Below are 13,883 nucleotides of genomic sequence, written 5' to 3' on the forward strand. Positions count from 1 at the left end.
CCCTGATGGCATCAACAGCAACTGAGCCACTGCGCACCAGGGTTCTGGGGGTGCCGGTGAGCGTGTGTCCGGATGTGTTTGCAGCGGCCCTGGCCCTGCGGCAGCGCAGTGGTGGTCAGATAGTCACCCTGAATGCTGAGATGACAATGGCCGCTAGGGCCGATCCAGCCTTGGGGGCTGCCGTCGCCGCGGCGGCCCTGGTGATTCCAGATGGTGCCGGCGTGGTCTGGGCCCTAGGCCGCCAGGGCTACCGGGTGCGGCGTAGTCCTGGGATTGAGCTGGCCCGTGATTTGCTCACTCACGCGGCTTCCCATGGCTGGAGGGTGGCTTTGGTGGGGGGCTCACCGGAGGTGATGGAGCAGCTCACCGCGCGCTTGCGCCGGGAGCTTCCCGGGCTAAGGCTGGTGCTGCATGCCCATGGCTACCAACCGGCTGAAGCCTGGCCTGGCTTGGAGCAGCAGCTGCTGGCGGCTCGGCCCGATCTGGTGCTGGCGGCCCTAGGCGTACCCCGCCAGGAAACCTGGATTCAGCAGCTGCCTGGGCGCAGTGGCGGCCTCTGGATGGGTGTGGGCGGCAGCTTTGACGTTTGGGCTGGAGTCAAAAAAAGAGCCCCCGCTTGGATGGGAGCCCTGCAGATCGAATGGTTGTACCGGCTGATTCAGGAGCCCAGTCGCTGGCGCCGCATGCTCTCTCTACCCAAATTTGCCTGGGAGGTGCTCAGGCAGGGCTGAGGCCGGATTCAGCGAAAGCCGACGGAGGCCTGCCACACGAAGGCAAGCAGCAGAAAAAACAGGGGAATGATCGGCAGGATGTCGACCAGTGGTCCGAATGCTTGGTAGGCCTCGGGGAGTTGGGCCAGGGTTTGCAGGGCGTAGGAAGCCATCCCGGAATTCACTGAGCTAGGGGCGGACGCTACCACGTGTGAGCGGCTGGGGAGTCCGGTTCCCAGGGAGCGAAATCCTCTGCAAAACAGCCGTCGCGGATGGCCTGCCCCATGGCGGTTGAGAAGCGCACCAACTGGGTGATGTTGTGCAAGCTCAACAGAATCTTGCCCAGCAGCTCCTCGCTCTTGATTAGGTGGTGCAGGTAGGCCCTGCTGTGCTGGCGGCAGGCTGGGCAGGGGCAGCTGGCATCCATGGGGGTGTGGTCGTGGCGGAAGCGGGAGTTCTTGAGGTTCCAGCGTTCGCCACCTACCAAGGCAGCGCCATGGCGGCCGAGGCGGGTGGGAATCACGCAATCAAACAGGTCGAAGCCGTTGGCCACGGCGATGGCCATTTCCCGCAGGGTGCCTATGCCCATTAGGTAGTGGGGCACGGCATCAGGCAGCAGCGGCCCCAGCTGGCGCACGATCCGATGCATTTCCTCGGTGGGCTCGCCAACACTCACCCCGCCCACGGCTATCCCGGGCAGGCCCATGGAGGCAACCACCTGGGCCGATTCCTGGCGCAGGTGGGGGAAGCAGCCCCCTTGGACGATGCCAAACAGGGCCTGGTCGGTCTTGGTGTGGCTGGTGATGCAGCGCTCCAGCCAGCTGTGGGTGCGCCGGCAGGCGGCGGCTACGTCTGCCTCACTGGCGGGATAGGGGGGGCATTGGTCGAAGGCCATGGCCACATCGGCCCCCAGGGCCATCTGGATCGCCATCGAGCGTTCGGGGGTGAGCTCGATGCGGGCGCCGTCGCGCGGTGAGCGGAACACCACGCCGTGGTCGTCGATGGTGTTGATATCGCCGAGGCTGAAAACTTGGAAGCCGCCGGAATCGGTGAGCATCGGCCCGTCCCAAGCCATGAAGCGGTGTAGCCCCCCGGCATCCGCCACGATCTGCTCGCCCGGCTGCAGATGTAGGTGATATGTGTTGGAGAGCACCATCTGGGCGCCGGTGTCCCGCAGTTGGGACGCCGTCACCCCTTTCACAGTGGCCAGGGTGCCCACGGGCATGAACCGGGGCGTTGTGACATCGCCATGGGGGGTGTGAAAGCAGCCGCAGCGAGCCCGGGTGCGGCTGCACTGGGCCGTGATGTCGAAGGAGAACGCTGGTGGGAAGCTGATTGCGCCGAACAGGTGCTGTTCCGACGCTAGGTGTCGCTTGCTAAAGCCCGTGCCGAAGTCTTTTCCTGGGCCGATTCCCGGCTGGTTGGGCGATCTGGCCGGAGCCTGGGTGTTTTATTCGGTGCTGCCAGCCTGGCCAGGAGTGCCGCCGCGCTTTGAGCGCATTGCCCGCTTCGCTCCCCTGATCGGCCTGGTGCTTGGCGGGCTGCAGGGCCTTTTCTGGTGGCTTGCCGCTGGCTGGCTGCCCCTTGGAGCCCAGGTGGCCTTGGTGCTGGCCCTTGGGCTGGTGCTCACCGGTGGCTTGCACGTTGATGGCGCAATGGATACGGCCGATGGCTTGGGCGCCGGCCCTAGGGCCTTGGAGGCGATGGCAGATAGCCGGGTGGGCGCATCGGGGGTGCAGTCTCTGGTGGTACTGCTGCTGCTCAAGACAGCAGCCCTGCTTTGCCTAGGGGCCGCTGCCCCGCTGGCCTTGCTCTGGGCGGCTTTCTGGGGCCGGGTGGCACCGCTTGTGGCCATGCAGTGGTTTCCATATTTGAGGCAGCAGGGCAGTGCTGCTTTTCACCGGCAGCACTGGCGGGGTCTGGCCGCGGAATTGGTGCCGGCCCTGCTGGTGTTCGCCCTGGCCCTGCTCCTAGCGGCCTGGACCCGCTGGCCCTGGCCCCAGGGGCTGGGTTTGCTGCCAGCGGTGCTCGTGCCCCTATGGCTCGGCCGCCGGCTCGGCGGCCATAGCGGCGATAGCTACGGAGCCTGTGTGGAATGGACCGAAGCTCTGGCCCTGCTGCTCATGGGCCTGTTGCTGGGTTTGGGGCAGCGGCTGGCAGCCTGAGGCAAAAGGCGTTGCCCCGCTCGGGCAGTTGCCGGGCAACGGCTGCCGGCGGCAACACCAGGTTGAGCTCGCCACCGAGGCTGCGGGCCAGATCCCTGGCCAGGGCCAGTCCCAGCCCCGTCCCCGGCCGCCCCTGCCCCTGCCGCCCCCGGAAACCCTGCTCAAAGATGGCCTGGCGCTCGTTTTCGGCAATCGGCTCGCCGCCATCCCACACCGTCAGTTGCCAATCCCCTGATGCCAGGGCTTGGCAGTCCAGGCCGATGGCCGTGCCGCTGGGGCTGTATCGAAAGGCGTTGTTCAGCAGGTTGGCCAAAATTTCCGCCACGGCGCCACTGTCCCCGTGCCAGTTGGGCAAGCAGGATGGCGGATGCCAGGGGCGGCCCTGCAGTGAGGCCGTGGCAGCAGCTCGCTGCACCAAGGGCTCCAGCCAGTCGAGCAGGGGTTGGCCCTCGGGCCCCACCAGCCCGGGGGGAAGTAGCAGGGGCGCCGCTGCTTCGCCCCCGACTGCTGCTTGTTGGTGGCGGCCCAGCTGGCTGAGGGCATCCACGTAGCGGTTGAGCTGGCGCTCTTCCACCAGCAAGCCTTCCACCAGTGGCCGGTTCTGCTGGTCTTGTTCGAGGCGCCGCAGCAGTAGTTGGCCGAAGGTGCGCAGGGCGGCGAGGGGGTTGCGCAGCTGGTGCAGTAACAGGTCCAATTCGGCTTGCTGGCGCTCGAGGGTTTGCTGCAGCTGCTGTTGTTCCAGATCGAGGCAGAGCGCTTCGGTAAGACACAGGGCGACGGCCTGGAGCCGCTGCCCGAGGCTGTCTGGCCAGGGCACCACGCTGGTTTCCACCTGGATCGCGCCCAGCAGCACCCTTTGGTGGCGCAGCGGCAGCCAGCGCCGCTCCTCGGCGGGCAGGCTCAGCGGGCTGCCGGCTTCCACCGCAGGCAGGGCTCGGCCGTCACTCGGCCACTGACCAATCGGTACAAGTATTGGGGCGTTGGTTTCGCCGGGTTGGGTGACATAAACCACCAGGGAGCTGAGGTCGCCGCGATCAGCGAACTGGGCTAGCTGGAAGCGCAGTAGGGCGAGAAAGCGTTTGGAGACTTGCATCTGCTGCCCTCAACCCTGGCCGTGTTCCAAAAAGTTTGGATAAGGCGTGGGAAAACCAGAAAAAAGTCTTAAGATGAGCGGTATCGACCAATACGGCGCGGTCCGCAAGCGGGCAGCGGTTCGTCGTCGTGACGCCCTCACCCTTTGTTGCCCATTTCGGCAATCTAGGCTACAGCGGTGACAGATCTGACTTTCGTCGATCCTGCTTTCTGTTGTTTTGCACCCCGAATGGGCGGGGTGTGGCGTCACTGACCCCTGGGCCTGCTGACTCTCTCGGACAACAAAACGTTTGGGCGTCGCCCTGCTCTCCGAATTTTGGGGGGTGCGGGTGGGCTGAGTCACGGACCCTGCGCATGTTTTGCGCTCCCACTGTCCGTTCCCCCTCCGGTTTCTCTTCCTCCTCTTAATTCCTCCTTCTCGGGAGCAGTTCAATGTCCAAAAAGCGCAAGCGGATCAGCCGTCGCCGGCTAGCAGGCCAGCGGGTTCTGGCGCATGTCCCCACTTTCAACTTAGAAACCGGCTCCCACAAACCGGTCACGGCAGCACGCCGCTTTATTGCCGAGGAGCTGTTAGTTCCCCCGGCAATTCTGAATGTGCGCCGCAACGAGCACACCACTGACCGCTTCTTCTGGGGCGAAAAGGGTCTGTTCAGTGCCCAGTATGCCGAGGAAAACCACTTCCTCTTTCCTTCATTGCGCACGATCGTCGATCGCGTCGGGGAGGAGGTGCTTTTCGAAGGCATCGAAGCCCTCGCCGCCGACGACTGGGAAGAAATGGAGGAGTACGAATACGCCTTCGTTTGAGCTTGGCTTTGCCCTGGCGTAACTCAGGTGGGCTGCTGGTTGTTCAGCATGACCACTGGCCCGCCAAGTAGCTCCTCAGGGCAGGAAACAGGCAGCTGTCAATTGTGTGGCCGCCTGTAAAGCCAACCAGTTCGGTGTCGATGCCACCGAGTTGCAACTGCTCTTTCAGGGCCTCACTGGCTCCGAAGGGCACCACAGGATCCTGTTCGCCATGGGTGAGCAGGATTTTTGGCAGGCATGCTGCGGCTGGTTGCCAGCCGGGATGGGGGTAGCCGCTGCAGCCGATCAGAGCGGCCAGGGGGAGGCCGCTGCCGGCTGTGGCCACATCAAGGGCCATTGCTGCGCCTTGGGAGAAGCCCAGCAGAGCCGTTTGCTGCAGGGGCACCTCTGTGGCTAGGGCCAGGAGCCGCTCTAGCAGCTGGGTTCGGGCGGCAGGCAGCTGGGGCCAATTTGGCTGTTGCAGGTCGTACCACTGGCGGCCGCTACCGCTGGGGTGCGGCAGTGGTGCCCGCAGGGCCACCACGCTCACCTCTGGCCCCACCAGCACCTCGGCCAGGTCGAGCAGGTCGTCGGCATCCGCTCCCCAGCCGTGCAGCAGCACTAGGCGCCGGTCGCCCAGGTCCGGGCCACTGCGAATCAGTTGGTCGTTGGGCTGGCTGGTTTGGCTACTCATGACGGGGGATCTGTTGCTGCGTAGGTTGGCCCTAGATCTGCACGTTTGGCAGCCATGGCCCCCACGGCCCTTCTCAGCGTCTCCAATAAGGAGGGACTGGTGCCCTTGGCCAAGGGGCTGCTGGAGGCTGGCTATCAGTTGATTTCTAGTGGTGGCACCGCTGCGGCCCTCAAGGCGGCCGGGCTTGAGGTCACCAAGGTGGCTGAGCACACCGGGGCTCCTGAGATCTTGGGCGGTCGGGTCAAGACCCTGCACCCACGCATCCATGGCGGCATCCTGGCCCGCCGCTGCGAGCCCAGCCACCGGGCTGATCTGGAGGCTCAGGGCATTGCGCCGATCGACGTGGTGGTGGTCAACCTTTACCCATTTCGAGAAACCGTTGCCAACCCCGAGGTGGCATTCGATACCGCCATCGAGAACATCGATATCGGCGGACCGGCAATGGTGCGGGCAGCGGCCAAAAATCACGCCGACGTGGTGGTGCTGACCAGCCCCAGCCAATACGGACCCTTTCTTGAGTCTCTGCGCACAGGAGCCATCAGCGCCGCCCTGCGGCGCCAGCTGGCGCTGGAAGCTTTTCAGCACACCGCGAGCTACGACACGGCGATCAGCAGCTGGCTGGCAGGCCAGCTAGCCGGCTCAGGGGAGGTCCCATCAGCGGTGGCGGCGCCCCTGCGACTGGAACTACCCGCCCGTCAGAGCCTGCGCTACGGCGAAAACCCCCACCAACAGGCCACCTGGCACAGCGAGCCCGCTGCCGGCTGGGGCGCCGCGGTGCAACTGCAGGGCAAGGAACTTAGTTACAACAACTTGATCGATCTCGATGCGGCCCTCGCCACCGTGCGGGAGTTTGGCTACGGCCCTGGGGCCCAGCCCGCGGCGGTAGTGGTTAAGCACACCAACCCCTGCGGCGTGGCCATCGGCCACAACGGCGCCGCTGCCCTCAGCCGGGCCCTTGACGCCGATCGGCTTTCAGCCTTCGGCGGCATTGTGGCGATCAACTGTGTGGTGGATCTAGCCACCGCCGAATTGCTGACCAGCCTGTTCCTTGAATGTGTAGTTGCGCCTGGCTTTGACGGACCGGCATCGCAGCGGCTGGCGACGAAAGCCAATCTGCGCCTGCTGGAATTGAATCCTGCGGCGATCGCTCTGGCGTCCAGGCGCCAGCTGCGCACCCTGCTCGGCGGGGTACTGGTACAGGAGCTAGACGATCAACCGGTTGATGGAGCGGCCTGGCAGGTGGTGAGCGAACGCCAGCCCACAGCCCAGGAGCTCGACGACCTCGGTTTTGCCTGGAAGCTTGCCCGCCACGTGCGCTCCAATGCCATCACCGTGGCCAAGGGTGGTCAGAGCCTGGGCATTGGCGCCGGCCAGATGAATCGGGTTGGCTCAGCCAGGCTGGCCTTGGCAGCGGCCGGGGATCGGGCCCGGGGTGCGGTGCTTGCTAGCGATGGCTTCTTCCCCTTCGATGACACCGTGCGGCTGGCCGCTGGTCAGGGCATCACAGCTGTGATTCAGCCTGGCGGCAGCGTGCGCGACGCCGATTCGATCGCCGCCTGCAATGCCCTTGGCTTGGCGATGGTGGTAACCGGTCGCCGTCATTTTCTGCATTAACGCCCTTGCTGGGGCGCAGTGAGTTGTAGTTTCGATTCATAAGTCCTGTTCTGCTGCGCACTTGCCGCAGCCATCCCTTGGCCCCTTCTGACGCCCTGCCCGAAGCCCTCGCCTACAACCTCAACTTCCTCCACCCCCTGCTGATGCTGGGCCTGCTGGCCCTCTCCAGCTACGGGATGCTGCTTGGCCTCAAGGCCAAAAAAACCCGCACCGCCGACGCTGAGACCCGTAAGCAGTTGATCAAGGGGCAGTTTGCCAAGCGCCATTTCCAAATCGGCAGCTTGATCCTGGCGCTCACCGTGCTGGGCACCTTCGGTGGCATGGCCGTCACCTACCTCAACAATGGCAAATTATTCGTCGGTCCCCACCTGCTTGTGGGCATCGGCATGACCTGCTTGATCGCCCTGGCGGTATCGCTCACACCCCTGATGCAGCAAGGCAATCTGATCGCCCGCAAGGCCCACGTGGGCCTAAACATGGCAATGATGACCTTGTTTCTCTGGCAGGCGGTTAGCGGCTTTCAGATCCTCAATAAAATCTGGGAAAACCGCCCTGCTTAGGTGCTGGATTGGGGGCTAGGTTCCAAATTTGAAAGACAGCCCAGCTGATTTAGAACTGGGCGCTTCGCCGGGGTGGGCACTCAAGATCGTGGCTGCCGTGAAAATCTTCCTGAACCTTCCAGGTGAGCCGGCGAGAAATCTGCCTCACGATCTGCCGCAGCAGGTGGTCGCCGCTCGACTGCACCAGCCCATCTGGCAGCAAAGTAATAACCCCAGGTAAGCGGATCCAGACGCTCAAGTCGAGCTCCCAGCGCACCAGGGTCTGGGGTCGGGGATCGTTAGAGGTGCCATCTGCTTCATGAGATTGCTCGAGTTGCAGCGAGGCGTTGAACTCGACGTCGTACAGCCCTTCGAGGTTGGGGTCGCCGCCGGGGTGGGGCATGGTCAGGATCCGATAGAGGCCTTGGTCTTGGGGGAGCAATTCCAGGCCAATGGTGGGCTCCACCTCGAAGCCGAAGTTGCCAAAGGTACCCAGAGTTAGCTCGTAGCCCTGCTTGCCAAGAGATTGGACGCTCATCGGTGCAGCGCAGCGGCGAAACCAGCCTTCGTGGTGATCGAGATACTGGGCAACCACAGGCGGATCGGCACGCATTTCCATCACGTCGGCGAAGGCGCTGGCGTAGCGCCGCACCCGCGGGTCGTCGCTGTGGCGCAGCAATAGACCAGAAGCCAGAGAGTCGCCGCTGGGCGACGGGTCGTCAGCCGGGGTGAGATTCCTTTCTAGCGGTGCGGTTGACAATGACAAAGAAAACAGCGGCAATACCTGGCATTTGACCAGCTCAGGCAGGTAGCTGCCGGTTGGTCTTGGATTCCTTGAATCAATGTAAAGCCCCTTGTGGACTCCAGCGCCACCCGCTGTGACACCAGGACACCGCGGGTGAGCCTCAGGCTTCGCAGAGCACGATCAGCCGCTCGATCACATCCTCAACCACCCGGTCGGGGGTGGATGCCCCGGAGGTAATACCCACCCGGATCGGACCTTCAGGAAGGAAGGGCCGCTCGGTTTCGAGTTCGCCCCCCAGTGGCATGTGCTCGATGCAGTTGTCAGGGCTGATGCGTTCAGGTGTGTCGATGTGGAAAGAGCGGATGCCGCGGCTGACGGCGATCTCCTGCAGGTGGGTGGTGTTGGAGGAGTTGTATCCCCCGATTACGACCATCAGGTCGAGGGGCTCATCCACAAGGGCAAAGATGGCATCCTGCCGCTCCTGGGTGGCGTCGCAGATGGTGTTGAAAGCCAGGAAATGCTCGTTGAGCTCGATGGGTCCGAAGCGCTGCAGCATGGTGCGCTCGAACAGGCGGCCAATTTCTTCGGTTTCGCTCTTCAACATGGTGGTTTGGTTGGCCACCCCCACCCTGATCAAATCCAGGTCGGGATCAAAACCTGGCGAGCAGGCCTTGGCAAAGCGGTCCATGAAGGATTGCCGATCGCCGTTGCCGAGGATGTACTCGCTCACCATCTGGGCTTCGGCCAGGTCGAGCACCACCAGGTAGGTACCGGCAAAGCTGCTGGTGGCGAGGGTTTCCTCGTGCTTTACCTTGCCGTGAATGATCGAGGTGAAGGCATGCTTTTTGTGCTTCTCCACCGTGTTCCATACCTTGGAGACCCAGGGACAGGTGGTGTCAACAATGTGGCAGCCCCGCTCGCTTAGTAACTGCATCTCCTGCACGGTCGCACCGAAGGCAGGCAGGATCACTACATCACCACTTGCCACCTCTGAAAAGTCCTTCACGCCGTCTTCCACGGAGATGAAAAGCACGTCCATCTCCCGCAGGTGGTCGTTGACTGAGGGGTTGTGGATGATTTCGTTGGTGATCCAGATCCGTTCAGTGGGGTAATGGCGCCGGGTTTCGTAGGCCATTGCTACCGCCCGCTCCACGCCCCAGCAGAACCCAAAAGCTTCCGCCAGCCTCACGGTGAGGCGGCCGCTCTCGAGCGAGTAGCCGCTTTCCCGCAGCTTGGCGATCAGATCGCTTTGGTAGGCCTGCTCCAGGCTGCCTGCCACCTCATTGCCCAGACCGAAGCCGCGTCGGTTGTAGCGCTCCGAGTGGTGCAGGGAGCGTTTGAAGGCGCGGGTATCCACAGCAGCTCGGTCACGGTGAAACAACTCTATGGGCCACCTAGGGCAGTGAGGCGGCAACCAGGGTCATCTGATGGAGGCCCTCAATTCCCTGCCAGCCCAGATAGACCCCCAGCACCAGGGCAAATACCCCCACCAGCCATTCGGCCCGATGCACAAGCCAGTCGTTGAGGCGGCTCAGGGGCTGGCGCAGCCTGCCGCCGCTCAGCAGCCAGGCCAGTGGTGGCAGCAGCAGTAGCGAGGTGGTTACGGCCACAAATACGGCGCCCACCTCCAGGTCGCCGCGCAGGGAGGTGTGGTTGGTGAGCAGCATGCCGCCTTCTTTGGCGTAAAAAACCAGATTTTCCGGGCTGATCAAGGCACAGCCGGCCCCCAGCCCGAGCAGGGGAAACCAGTCGAGCTCGGGCAGCTGGCCCATCAGTTGCATCGCCCAGCTCTCCTCACCGATTGCTGCTGCCGGGGTGAGCTGGAAAAGCCCCAGGGCCACCAGGGCGCCGGCGCCAATCAGGTCCATCAACACCTGGCCGCGGCTGCCCAGCTGCATGGCCCAACTGAAGCGACTGCCTACCAGCACCACCGTTGTGAGCGCGCCACCGTTGGCGAGTATCCAGCCCCCCAGGTAGGTGGAGCAGCGTCGCAGCGGGTTGGGGCCCAGCAGTAGCAGGGCCACCAGGGCGATGTTGAGTGGGCTGAACGAAATGCCCAGGCCCAGGGCGATGGTTTGGGTGAGCCAATGGAACGGGAGCATCGCGGGATTGTGGCGCCTGGCCAGCCCCTCAGGAGGGGCTGTGGGCTTCCACCGTGGCAAGACCCTTCCAATTCACCTCGCTAGCCGTGAAGCTGTAGCGGCAGGGCAACACCTCCACGCCAGCCGCCAGGGCCTGGCGAAATAGTTCGCCATAGCGCGGATCGGCCGAGTCGCCAGGGGCAAAGCGGGTCACGTCGCTGCGGCTTAGGCAGGGAACTAATACGGCCCGGCTCTGCGGCAGCAGAGCCATCAGCTCCACCAGGTGTTTTTGGCCCCGTTCGGTAACGGTGTCTGGGAAAAGGGCCAGTTCTCCCATGGTCCAGGTGGTGTTTTTCACCTCCAAGTAGATGGGTCGCGGATCGGCGGCTCCTGCCGGTGGGGTGAGCAGCAGGTCGATGCGGCTGCGGCGCCCTTCGCCGTAGGGCACCTCGGCCCGGATGGTGGCGACCGGCCCCAGCCAGGGTTCAAGGCAGCCGGCCTCAATCGTGGCCCGTACCAGATGGTTGGGTAGGGCCGTGTTGATGCCTACCCAGATGGGTGTGCCATCTGCCCCGAGCACCTGGGCCTGCTCCCAGGTCCAGGCCAGCTTGCGGCTGGGGGAAGGGGCATGGCGCAAGCGCACCTGGCCGCCGGGGTGCAGCACCCCGGTCATCGGGCCCGTGTTGGCGCAGTGGGCCGTGACCAGCTCACCGTTTTCTAATTCGACATCGGCCAGGAAGCGCTTGTAACGCTTAACCAAGGTGCCCTCCACCAGGGGACCGAGGCTGAGCACGCAGGTGGCCATGGCAGATAGGGCTATGCCAGCCATACTGCCGCCAACTCCCGGGCTTTTGGTCCCACTGGATGGCGAAGTCCCTCAGGCGCATCGCTCTGGTCGTGGCAGTGGCCACTGCCCTCAGCAAGTTGGCCGGCCTGGTGCGGCAGCAGGCCATTGCAGCAGCCTTCGGCGTTGGTGCCGCTTACGACGCTTACAACTACGCCTATGTGCTGCCGGGCTTTCTATTGATCCTGCTGGGCGGCATCAACGGCCCCTTCCACAGCGCCATGGTGAGTGTGCTGGCCCGTCGGCCCCGCCAAGAGGGTGCCCACGTGCTGGCGGCGATTAACACCCTGGTGGGGGCGGGTTTGATCGGGGTAACGGTATTGCTGTTGGTTTTTGCTGGCCCCCTGATCACCCTTGTGGGGCCGGGCCTCGATGCCACCCGTCACGACATCGCTGTGCTGCAGCTGCGCTGGATGGCGCCGATGGCCCTGTTTGCCGGGCTGATCGGCCTGGGCTTCGGAGCCCTTAATGCTGCTGATGAGTTTTGGTTGCCCTCGGTTAGCCCGTTGCTTTCCAGTGTGGCCGTGATCGCCGGTATCGCCTTGCTGTGGTGGCAGCTTGGTGCAGCCATCACCCTGCCCACCACCGCGGTACTGGGCGGCGTGGTGCTGGCCGGCTCCACCACCTTGGGGGCGGTGCTGCAGTGGTTGATTCAGCTGCCGGCGCTGGCCCGTCAAGGGCTGCTCCGCTTTCAGCTTGTCTGGGACTGGAAAGACCCCGGCGTGCGCGAGGTGCTGCAGGTGATGGGACCCGCCACTCTGTCGTCGGGAATGCTGCAGATCAACGTTTTTGTGTCCCTGTTCTTCGCCTCGGGCATCCCGGCGGCGGCGGCGGGCCTGGGCTACGCCAACCTGCTGGTGCAGACCCCCCTGGGGCTGCTCTCCAATGCCCTGCTGGTGCCGCTACTGCCGGTATTTGCCCGGCTGACAGCGCCGGAAGATCGACCTGCGCTGATCGGCCGTATCCGCCAGGGACTGATGCTCTCCAACGCCAGCATGCTGCCCCTGGGGGCCTTGATGGTGGCGCTGTCTTTGCCGATCGTGGCGCTGATCTACGAGCGGGGGGCCTTCAATGCTGGTGCTGCGAAGTTGGTGGGCGATCTGCTGATGGCCTACGGCATTGGCATGCCCGCCTATCTGGCTCGCGACGTGCTGGTGAGAGTTTTTTATGCCATCGGCGATGGGGTAACCCCGTTCCGCTGGTCGCTGGCGGGAATCGGGCTGAATGCGGTCTTCTGCTGGGCCTTCGTGGGCGGACCGCTGCCCGGTCAGGGTCAGCTGCTGCCCGGGCTCTACTGCGGTGCCTCCGGCCTGGTGCTGGCCACGGTGGCGGTGAACCTGATCACCTGCGTGGGTTTGCTGCTGGCGCTGCAGTCCCGGCTAGGCGGGCTGCCCCTGAGGCTGTGGCTGCGCGACACGATGCTGCTGTTTGGCGCTGCGGTGTTGGCCGGCCTGACGGCCTGGGCAATAGCAGCAACTGTGGCTTGGCCTACCGGTCTCTGGGGGCGTTTGCTGGAGTGCAGCTTTGCCGGAGGAGTGGGAGTGTTGGTTTATGGCTTGGTGGCCAGCCTGGCCCAGGTGCCCGAGGTCAAGGATCTGACCGATCAATTGCGGGAGCGCATTCCTCGAATTCGAGTCAAGCGCTAGGGGTCGAGACGAACATCCCGTTCAGCTCTCACGTGCACTGGAATCTCCAGGTGGGAGCGGCCCAGCATCCGGGGGCCGTCCACTGAAAAGATGCGTGCCTCAATGCCGAATTCTTTAAAGGCGGTCTCCAGCTCCTGAATCAGGGCTTTTTCAACCTGGGCCTCAGCGTCCACTACCTTGCCGATCAGGCGTCCGCCTAGGCGACCCAGGCGTTGACGCACCACATCGCGGGCGTTGGTGACCTCAATGACCAGCACAGCCCAACGCCAGGTGGGGCAACCTTATCGGCAAAACGGCTCCAGCACCTCTTCGAGATCCCTTAGCTGGCCGGCGGGTACCAGCCGAGCCAGGGGCAGCCGGGTGGAACCGGATCCGATCGGCACCTGTACCGCCTCGAGGGCCTGGCGCGCGCACACCTCCGCCCCCTGGTCCAGCCGGGCGGAACATTCGATCGCCAGGGTCTGGGCCAGCCCGGCGTCGCCGAGGTAAAGGTGCCAGCTGGCCACTTGCACATACAGGCGATCTGCCAGTGCTAGTTCCAGGTCCTTGAGGTCTGTGGCGGATAGGGTCATGGCTGGGAGGCTGGACGTAGTGCTACTACAGCGACGGCGTGCACCAGCAACACCATTAGCCAGCCCAAGCTGAGCCAGTTCAGGTGGGTCCAAGGGTGACGCATCTCCTGCACCAACCAGAGGCCGCTGTTGAGGGCGGCGAACAGGGCGGCGTGGAGCGTCAGGTTCACGATCCGTTCGAAGTGCCTGTATGTGGGGTCTTCGGGGTTGGCGGGGCCGTACCAGCGGATGGGCATGAAAGGAAGTGGTGATGTCGGAGTGTTTGACGGATGGGCCCTCCGTGCGGTGAAAATGGTCCCATGCGCTTGTAGCTCAGCGGATTAGAGCATCTGACTACGGATCAGAGGGTCGGGAGTTCGAATCTCTCCAGGCGCGCCTTAATTAGAACCGCCCTTGGG

17 protein-coding genes and 1 tRNA gene are annotated in these 13,883 nt (G+C 64.1%); 7 read left to right on the forward strand and 11 right to left on the reverse strand.

Annotated features, from left to right (window positions below):
* Positions 1-5 precede the first annotated feature (5 nt).
* Positions 6-731, forward strand: a complete 726-nt coding sequence (locus tag AC01FP_RS03000) for a WecB/TagA/CpsF family glycosyltransferase (protein WP_474478024.1) — start codon at positions 6-8, stop codon at positions 729-731.
* Positions 732-739: 8 nt separating this feature from the next.
* On the opposite strand, the gene AC01FP_RS03005 is transcribed toward AC01FP_RS03000, so the two are convergent.
* Together AC01FP_RS03005 and tgt are read right to left on the reverse strand one after the other, a co-directional pair.
* Positions 740-883 (reverse strand): photosystem II reaction center protein K, encoded by a 144-nt coding sequence (locus AC01FP_RS03005; protein ID WP_254935149.1) that lies wholly within the window; start codon positions 881-883, stop codon positions 740-742.
* 29 nt (positions 884-912) lie between these two features.
* The gene (gene tgt / locus AC01FP_RS03010; protein ID WP_474478196.1) at positions 913-2,046 is read right to left on the reverse strand and encodes a tRNA guanosine(34) transglycosylase Tgt; all 1,134 of its coding nucleotides are present in this window, start codon (positions 2,044-2,046) and stop codon (positions 913-915) included.
* Positions 2,047-2,095: 49 nt separating this feature from the next.
* Here tgt and AC01FP_RS03015 point away from each other — a divergent pair, with 49 nt between their 5' ends.
* Positions 2,096-2,875 carry an adenosylcobinamide-GDP ribazoletransferase gene (locus AC01FP_RS03015; RefSeq protein WP_474478026.1) on the forward strand — a complete coding sequence of 260 codons (780 nt, stop codon included), beginning with the start codon at positions 2,096-2,098 and terminating at the stop codon, positions 2,873-2,875.
* On the opposite strand, the gene AC01FP_RS03020 is transcribed toward AC01FP_RS03015, so the two are convergent.
* The gene (locus AC01FP_RS03020) at positions 2,832-3,968 is read right to left on the reverse strand and encodes a sensor histidine kinase (protein WP_474478028.1); all 1,137 of its coding nucleotides are present in this window, start codon (positions 3,966-3,968) and stop codon (positions 2,832-2,834) included. The genes AC01FP_RS03015 and AC01FP_RS03020 overlap by 44 nt on opposite strands.
* Before the next feature lie 431 nt (positions 3,969-4,399).
* On the opposite strand from AC01FP_RS03020, the gene AC01FP_RS03025 reads away from it, so the two are divergent.
* Entirely contained in the window at positions 4,400-4,771 is a 372-nt protein-coding gene (locus AC01FP_RS03025; RefSeq protein ID WP_474478030.1) for a DUF3155 domain-containing protein, read from the forward strand.
* A 43-nt stretch (positions 4,772-4,814) separates the two neighbouring features.
* Here AC01FP_RS03025 and AC01FP_RS03030 read toward each other — a convergent pair whose 3' ends face one another.
* Entirely contained in the window at positions 4,815-5,444 is a 630-nt protein-coding gene (locus tag AC01FP_RS03030) for an alpha/beta hydrolase (protein WP_474478034.1), read from the reverse strand.
* Between the two features lie 54 nt (positions 5,445-5,498).
* Between AC01FP_RS03030 and purH the strand changes: the two genes are divergently transcribed.
* Positions 5,499-7,058 carry a bifunctional phosphoribosylaminoimidazolecarboxamide formyltransferase/IMP cyclohydrolase gene (purH, locus tag AC01FP_RS03035; RefSeq protein WP_474478037.1) on the forward strand — a complete coding sequence of 520 codons (1,560 nt, stop codon included), beginning with the start codon at positions 5,499-5,501 and terminating at the stop codon, positions 7,056-7,058.
* A gap of 95 nt (positions 7,059-7,153) precedes the next feature.
* Complete coding sequence (locus tag AC01FP_RS03040) at positions 7,154-7,618, forward strand: DUF4079 domain-containing protein (protein ID WP_474478198.1); 465 nt, start codon at positions 7,154-7,156, stop codon at positions 7,616-7,618.
* A 49-nt stretch (positions 7,619-7,667) separates the two neighbouring features.
* On the opposite strand, the gene AC01FP_RS03045 is transcribed toward AC01FP_RS03040, so the two are convergent.
* The 4 genes from AC01FP_RS03045 to sfsA form a co-directional block, all read right to left on the reverse strand.
* Positions 7,668-8,291: a DUF1997 domain-containing protein gene (locus AC01FP_RS03045; RefSeq protein ID WP_474478200.1), complete on the reverse strand. Its 624-nt coding sequence runs from the start codon at positions 8,289-8,291 to the stop codon at positions 7,668-7,670.
* A 211-nt stretch (positions 8,292-8,502) separates the two neighbouring features.
* A complete protein-coding gene (locus AC01FP_RS03050; protein ID WP_474478040.1) occupies positions 8,503-9,699 on the reverse strand; it encodes a 4-hydroxy-3-methylbut-2-enyl diphosphate reductase in 1,197 nt (398 codons plus the stop codon).
* Between the two features lie 37 nt (positions 9,700-9,736).
* Complete coding sequence (locus tag AC01FP_RS03055) at positions 9,737-10,444, reverse strand: GAP family protein (protein WP_474478043.1); 708 nt, start codon at positions 10,442-10,444, stop codon at positions 9,737-9,739.
* Between the two features lie 28 nt (positions 10,445-10,472).
* Positions 10,473-11,228, reverse strand: coding sequence for a DNA/RNA nuclease SfsA (gene sfsA, locus AC01FP_RS03060; RefSeq protein ID WP_474478044.1), 756 nt, complete (start codon positions 11,226-11,228; stop codon positions 10,473-10,475).
* 59 nt (positions 11,229-11,287) lie between these two features.
* Between sfsA and murJ the strand changes: the two genes are divergently transcribed.
* Positions 11,288-12,913 carry a murein biosynthesis integral membrane protein MurJ gene (murJ, locus tag AC01FP_RS03065; RefSeq protein WP_474478046.1) on the forward strand — a complete coding sequence of 542 codons (1,626 nt, stop codon included), beginning with the start codon at positions 11,288-11,290 and terminating at the stop codon, positions 12,911-12,913.
* On the opposite strand, the gene AC01FP_RS03070 is transcribed toward murJ, so the two are convergent.
* From AC01FP_RS03070 to AC01FP_RS03080, 3 genes are read right to left on the reverse strand one after another with little or no spacing between them, the layout of a single operon-like run.
* Positions 12,910-13,170, reverse strand: coding sequence for a cytochrome-c oxidase (locus tag AC01FP_RS03070; RefSeq protein WP_474478048.1), 261 nt, complete (start codon positions 13,168-13,170; stop codon positions 12,910-12,912). The genes murJ and AC01FP_RS03070 overlap by 4 nt on opposite strands.
* 24 nt (positions 13,171-13,194) lie before the next feature.
* Positions 13,195-13,485 (reverse strand): DUF3181 family protein, encoded by a 291-nt coding sequence (locus AC01FP_RS03075; protein WP_474478050.1) that lies wholly within the window; start codon positions 13,483-13,485, stop codon positions 13,195-13,197.
* The gene (locus AC01FP_RS03080) at positions 13,482-13,721 is read right to left on the reverse strand and encodes a hypothetical protein (protein WP_474478053.1); all 240 of its coding nucleotides are present in this window, start codon (positions 13,719-13,721) and stop codon (positions 13,482-13,484) included. Before AC01FP_RS03080 ends, AC01FP_RS03075 begins: the two co-directional genes overlap by 4 nt.
* A 65-nt stretch (positions 13,722-13,786) precedes the next feature.
* Here AC01FP_RS03080 and AC01FP_RS03085 point away from each other — a divergent pair.
* Positions 13,787-13,860, forward strand: a tRNA-Arg gene (locus AC01FP_RS03085).
* Positions 13,861-13,883 lie beyond the last annotated feature (23 nt).

Source organism: Cyanobium sp. NIVA-CYA 375, assembly GCF_056108345.1.

Bases quoted from the DNA above. Each gene is read 5' to 3' on its own strand.
- AC01FP_RS03000 (WP_474478024.1), top strand. From the start codon at position 6: ATGGCATCAACAGCAACTGAGCCACTGCGCACCAGGGTTCTGGGGGTG.
- AC01FP_RS03005 (WP_254935149.1), bottom strand. From the start codon at position 883: ATGGCTTCCTACGCCCTGCAAACCCTGGCCCAACTCCCCGAGGCCTAC.
- AC01FP_RS03020 (WP_474478028.1), bottom strand. From the start codon at position 3,968: ATGCAAGTCTCCAAACGCTTTCTCGCCCTACTGCGCTTCCAGCTAGCC.
- AC01FP_RS03025 (WP_474478030.1), top strand. From the start codon at position 4,400: ATGTCCAAAAAGCGCAAGCGGATCAGCCGTCGCCGGCTAGCAGGCCAG.
- AC01FP_RS03030 (WP_474478034.1), bottom strand. From the start codon at position 5,444: ATGAGTAGCCAAACCAGCCAGCCCAACGACCAACTGATTCGCAGTGGC.
- purH (WP_474478037.1), top strand. From the start codon at position 5,499: ATGGCCCCCACGGCCCTTCTCAGCGTCTCCAATAAGGAGGGACTGGTG.
- AC01FP_RS03055 (WP_474478043.1), bottom strand. From the start codon at position 10,444: ATGCTCCCGTTCCATTGGCTCACCCAAACCATCGCCCTGGGCCTGGGC.
- sfsA (WP_474478044.1), bottom strand. From the start codon at position 11,228: ATGGCCACCTGCGTGCTCAGCCTCGGTCCCCTGGTGGAGGGCACCTTG.
- murJ (WP_474478046.1), top strand. From the start codon at position 11,288: ATGGCGAAGTCCCTCAGGCGCATCGCTCTGGTCGTGGCAGTGGCCACT.
- AC01FP_RS03075 (WP_474478050.1), bottom strand. From the start codon at position 13,485: ATGACCCTATCCGCCACAGACCTCAAGGACCTGGAACTAGCACTGGCA.
- AC01FP_RS03080 (WP_474478053.1), bottom strand. From the start codon at position 13,721: ATGCCCATCCGCTGGTACGGCCCCGCCAACCCCGAAGACCCCACATAC.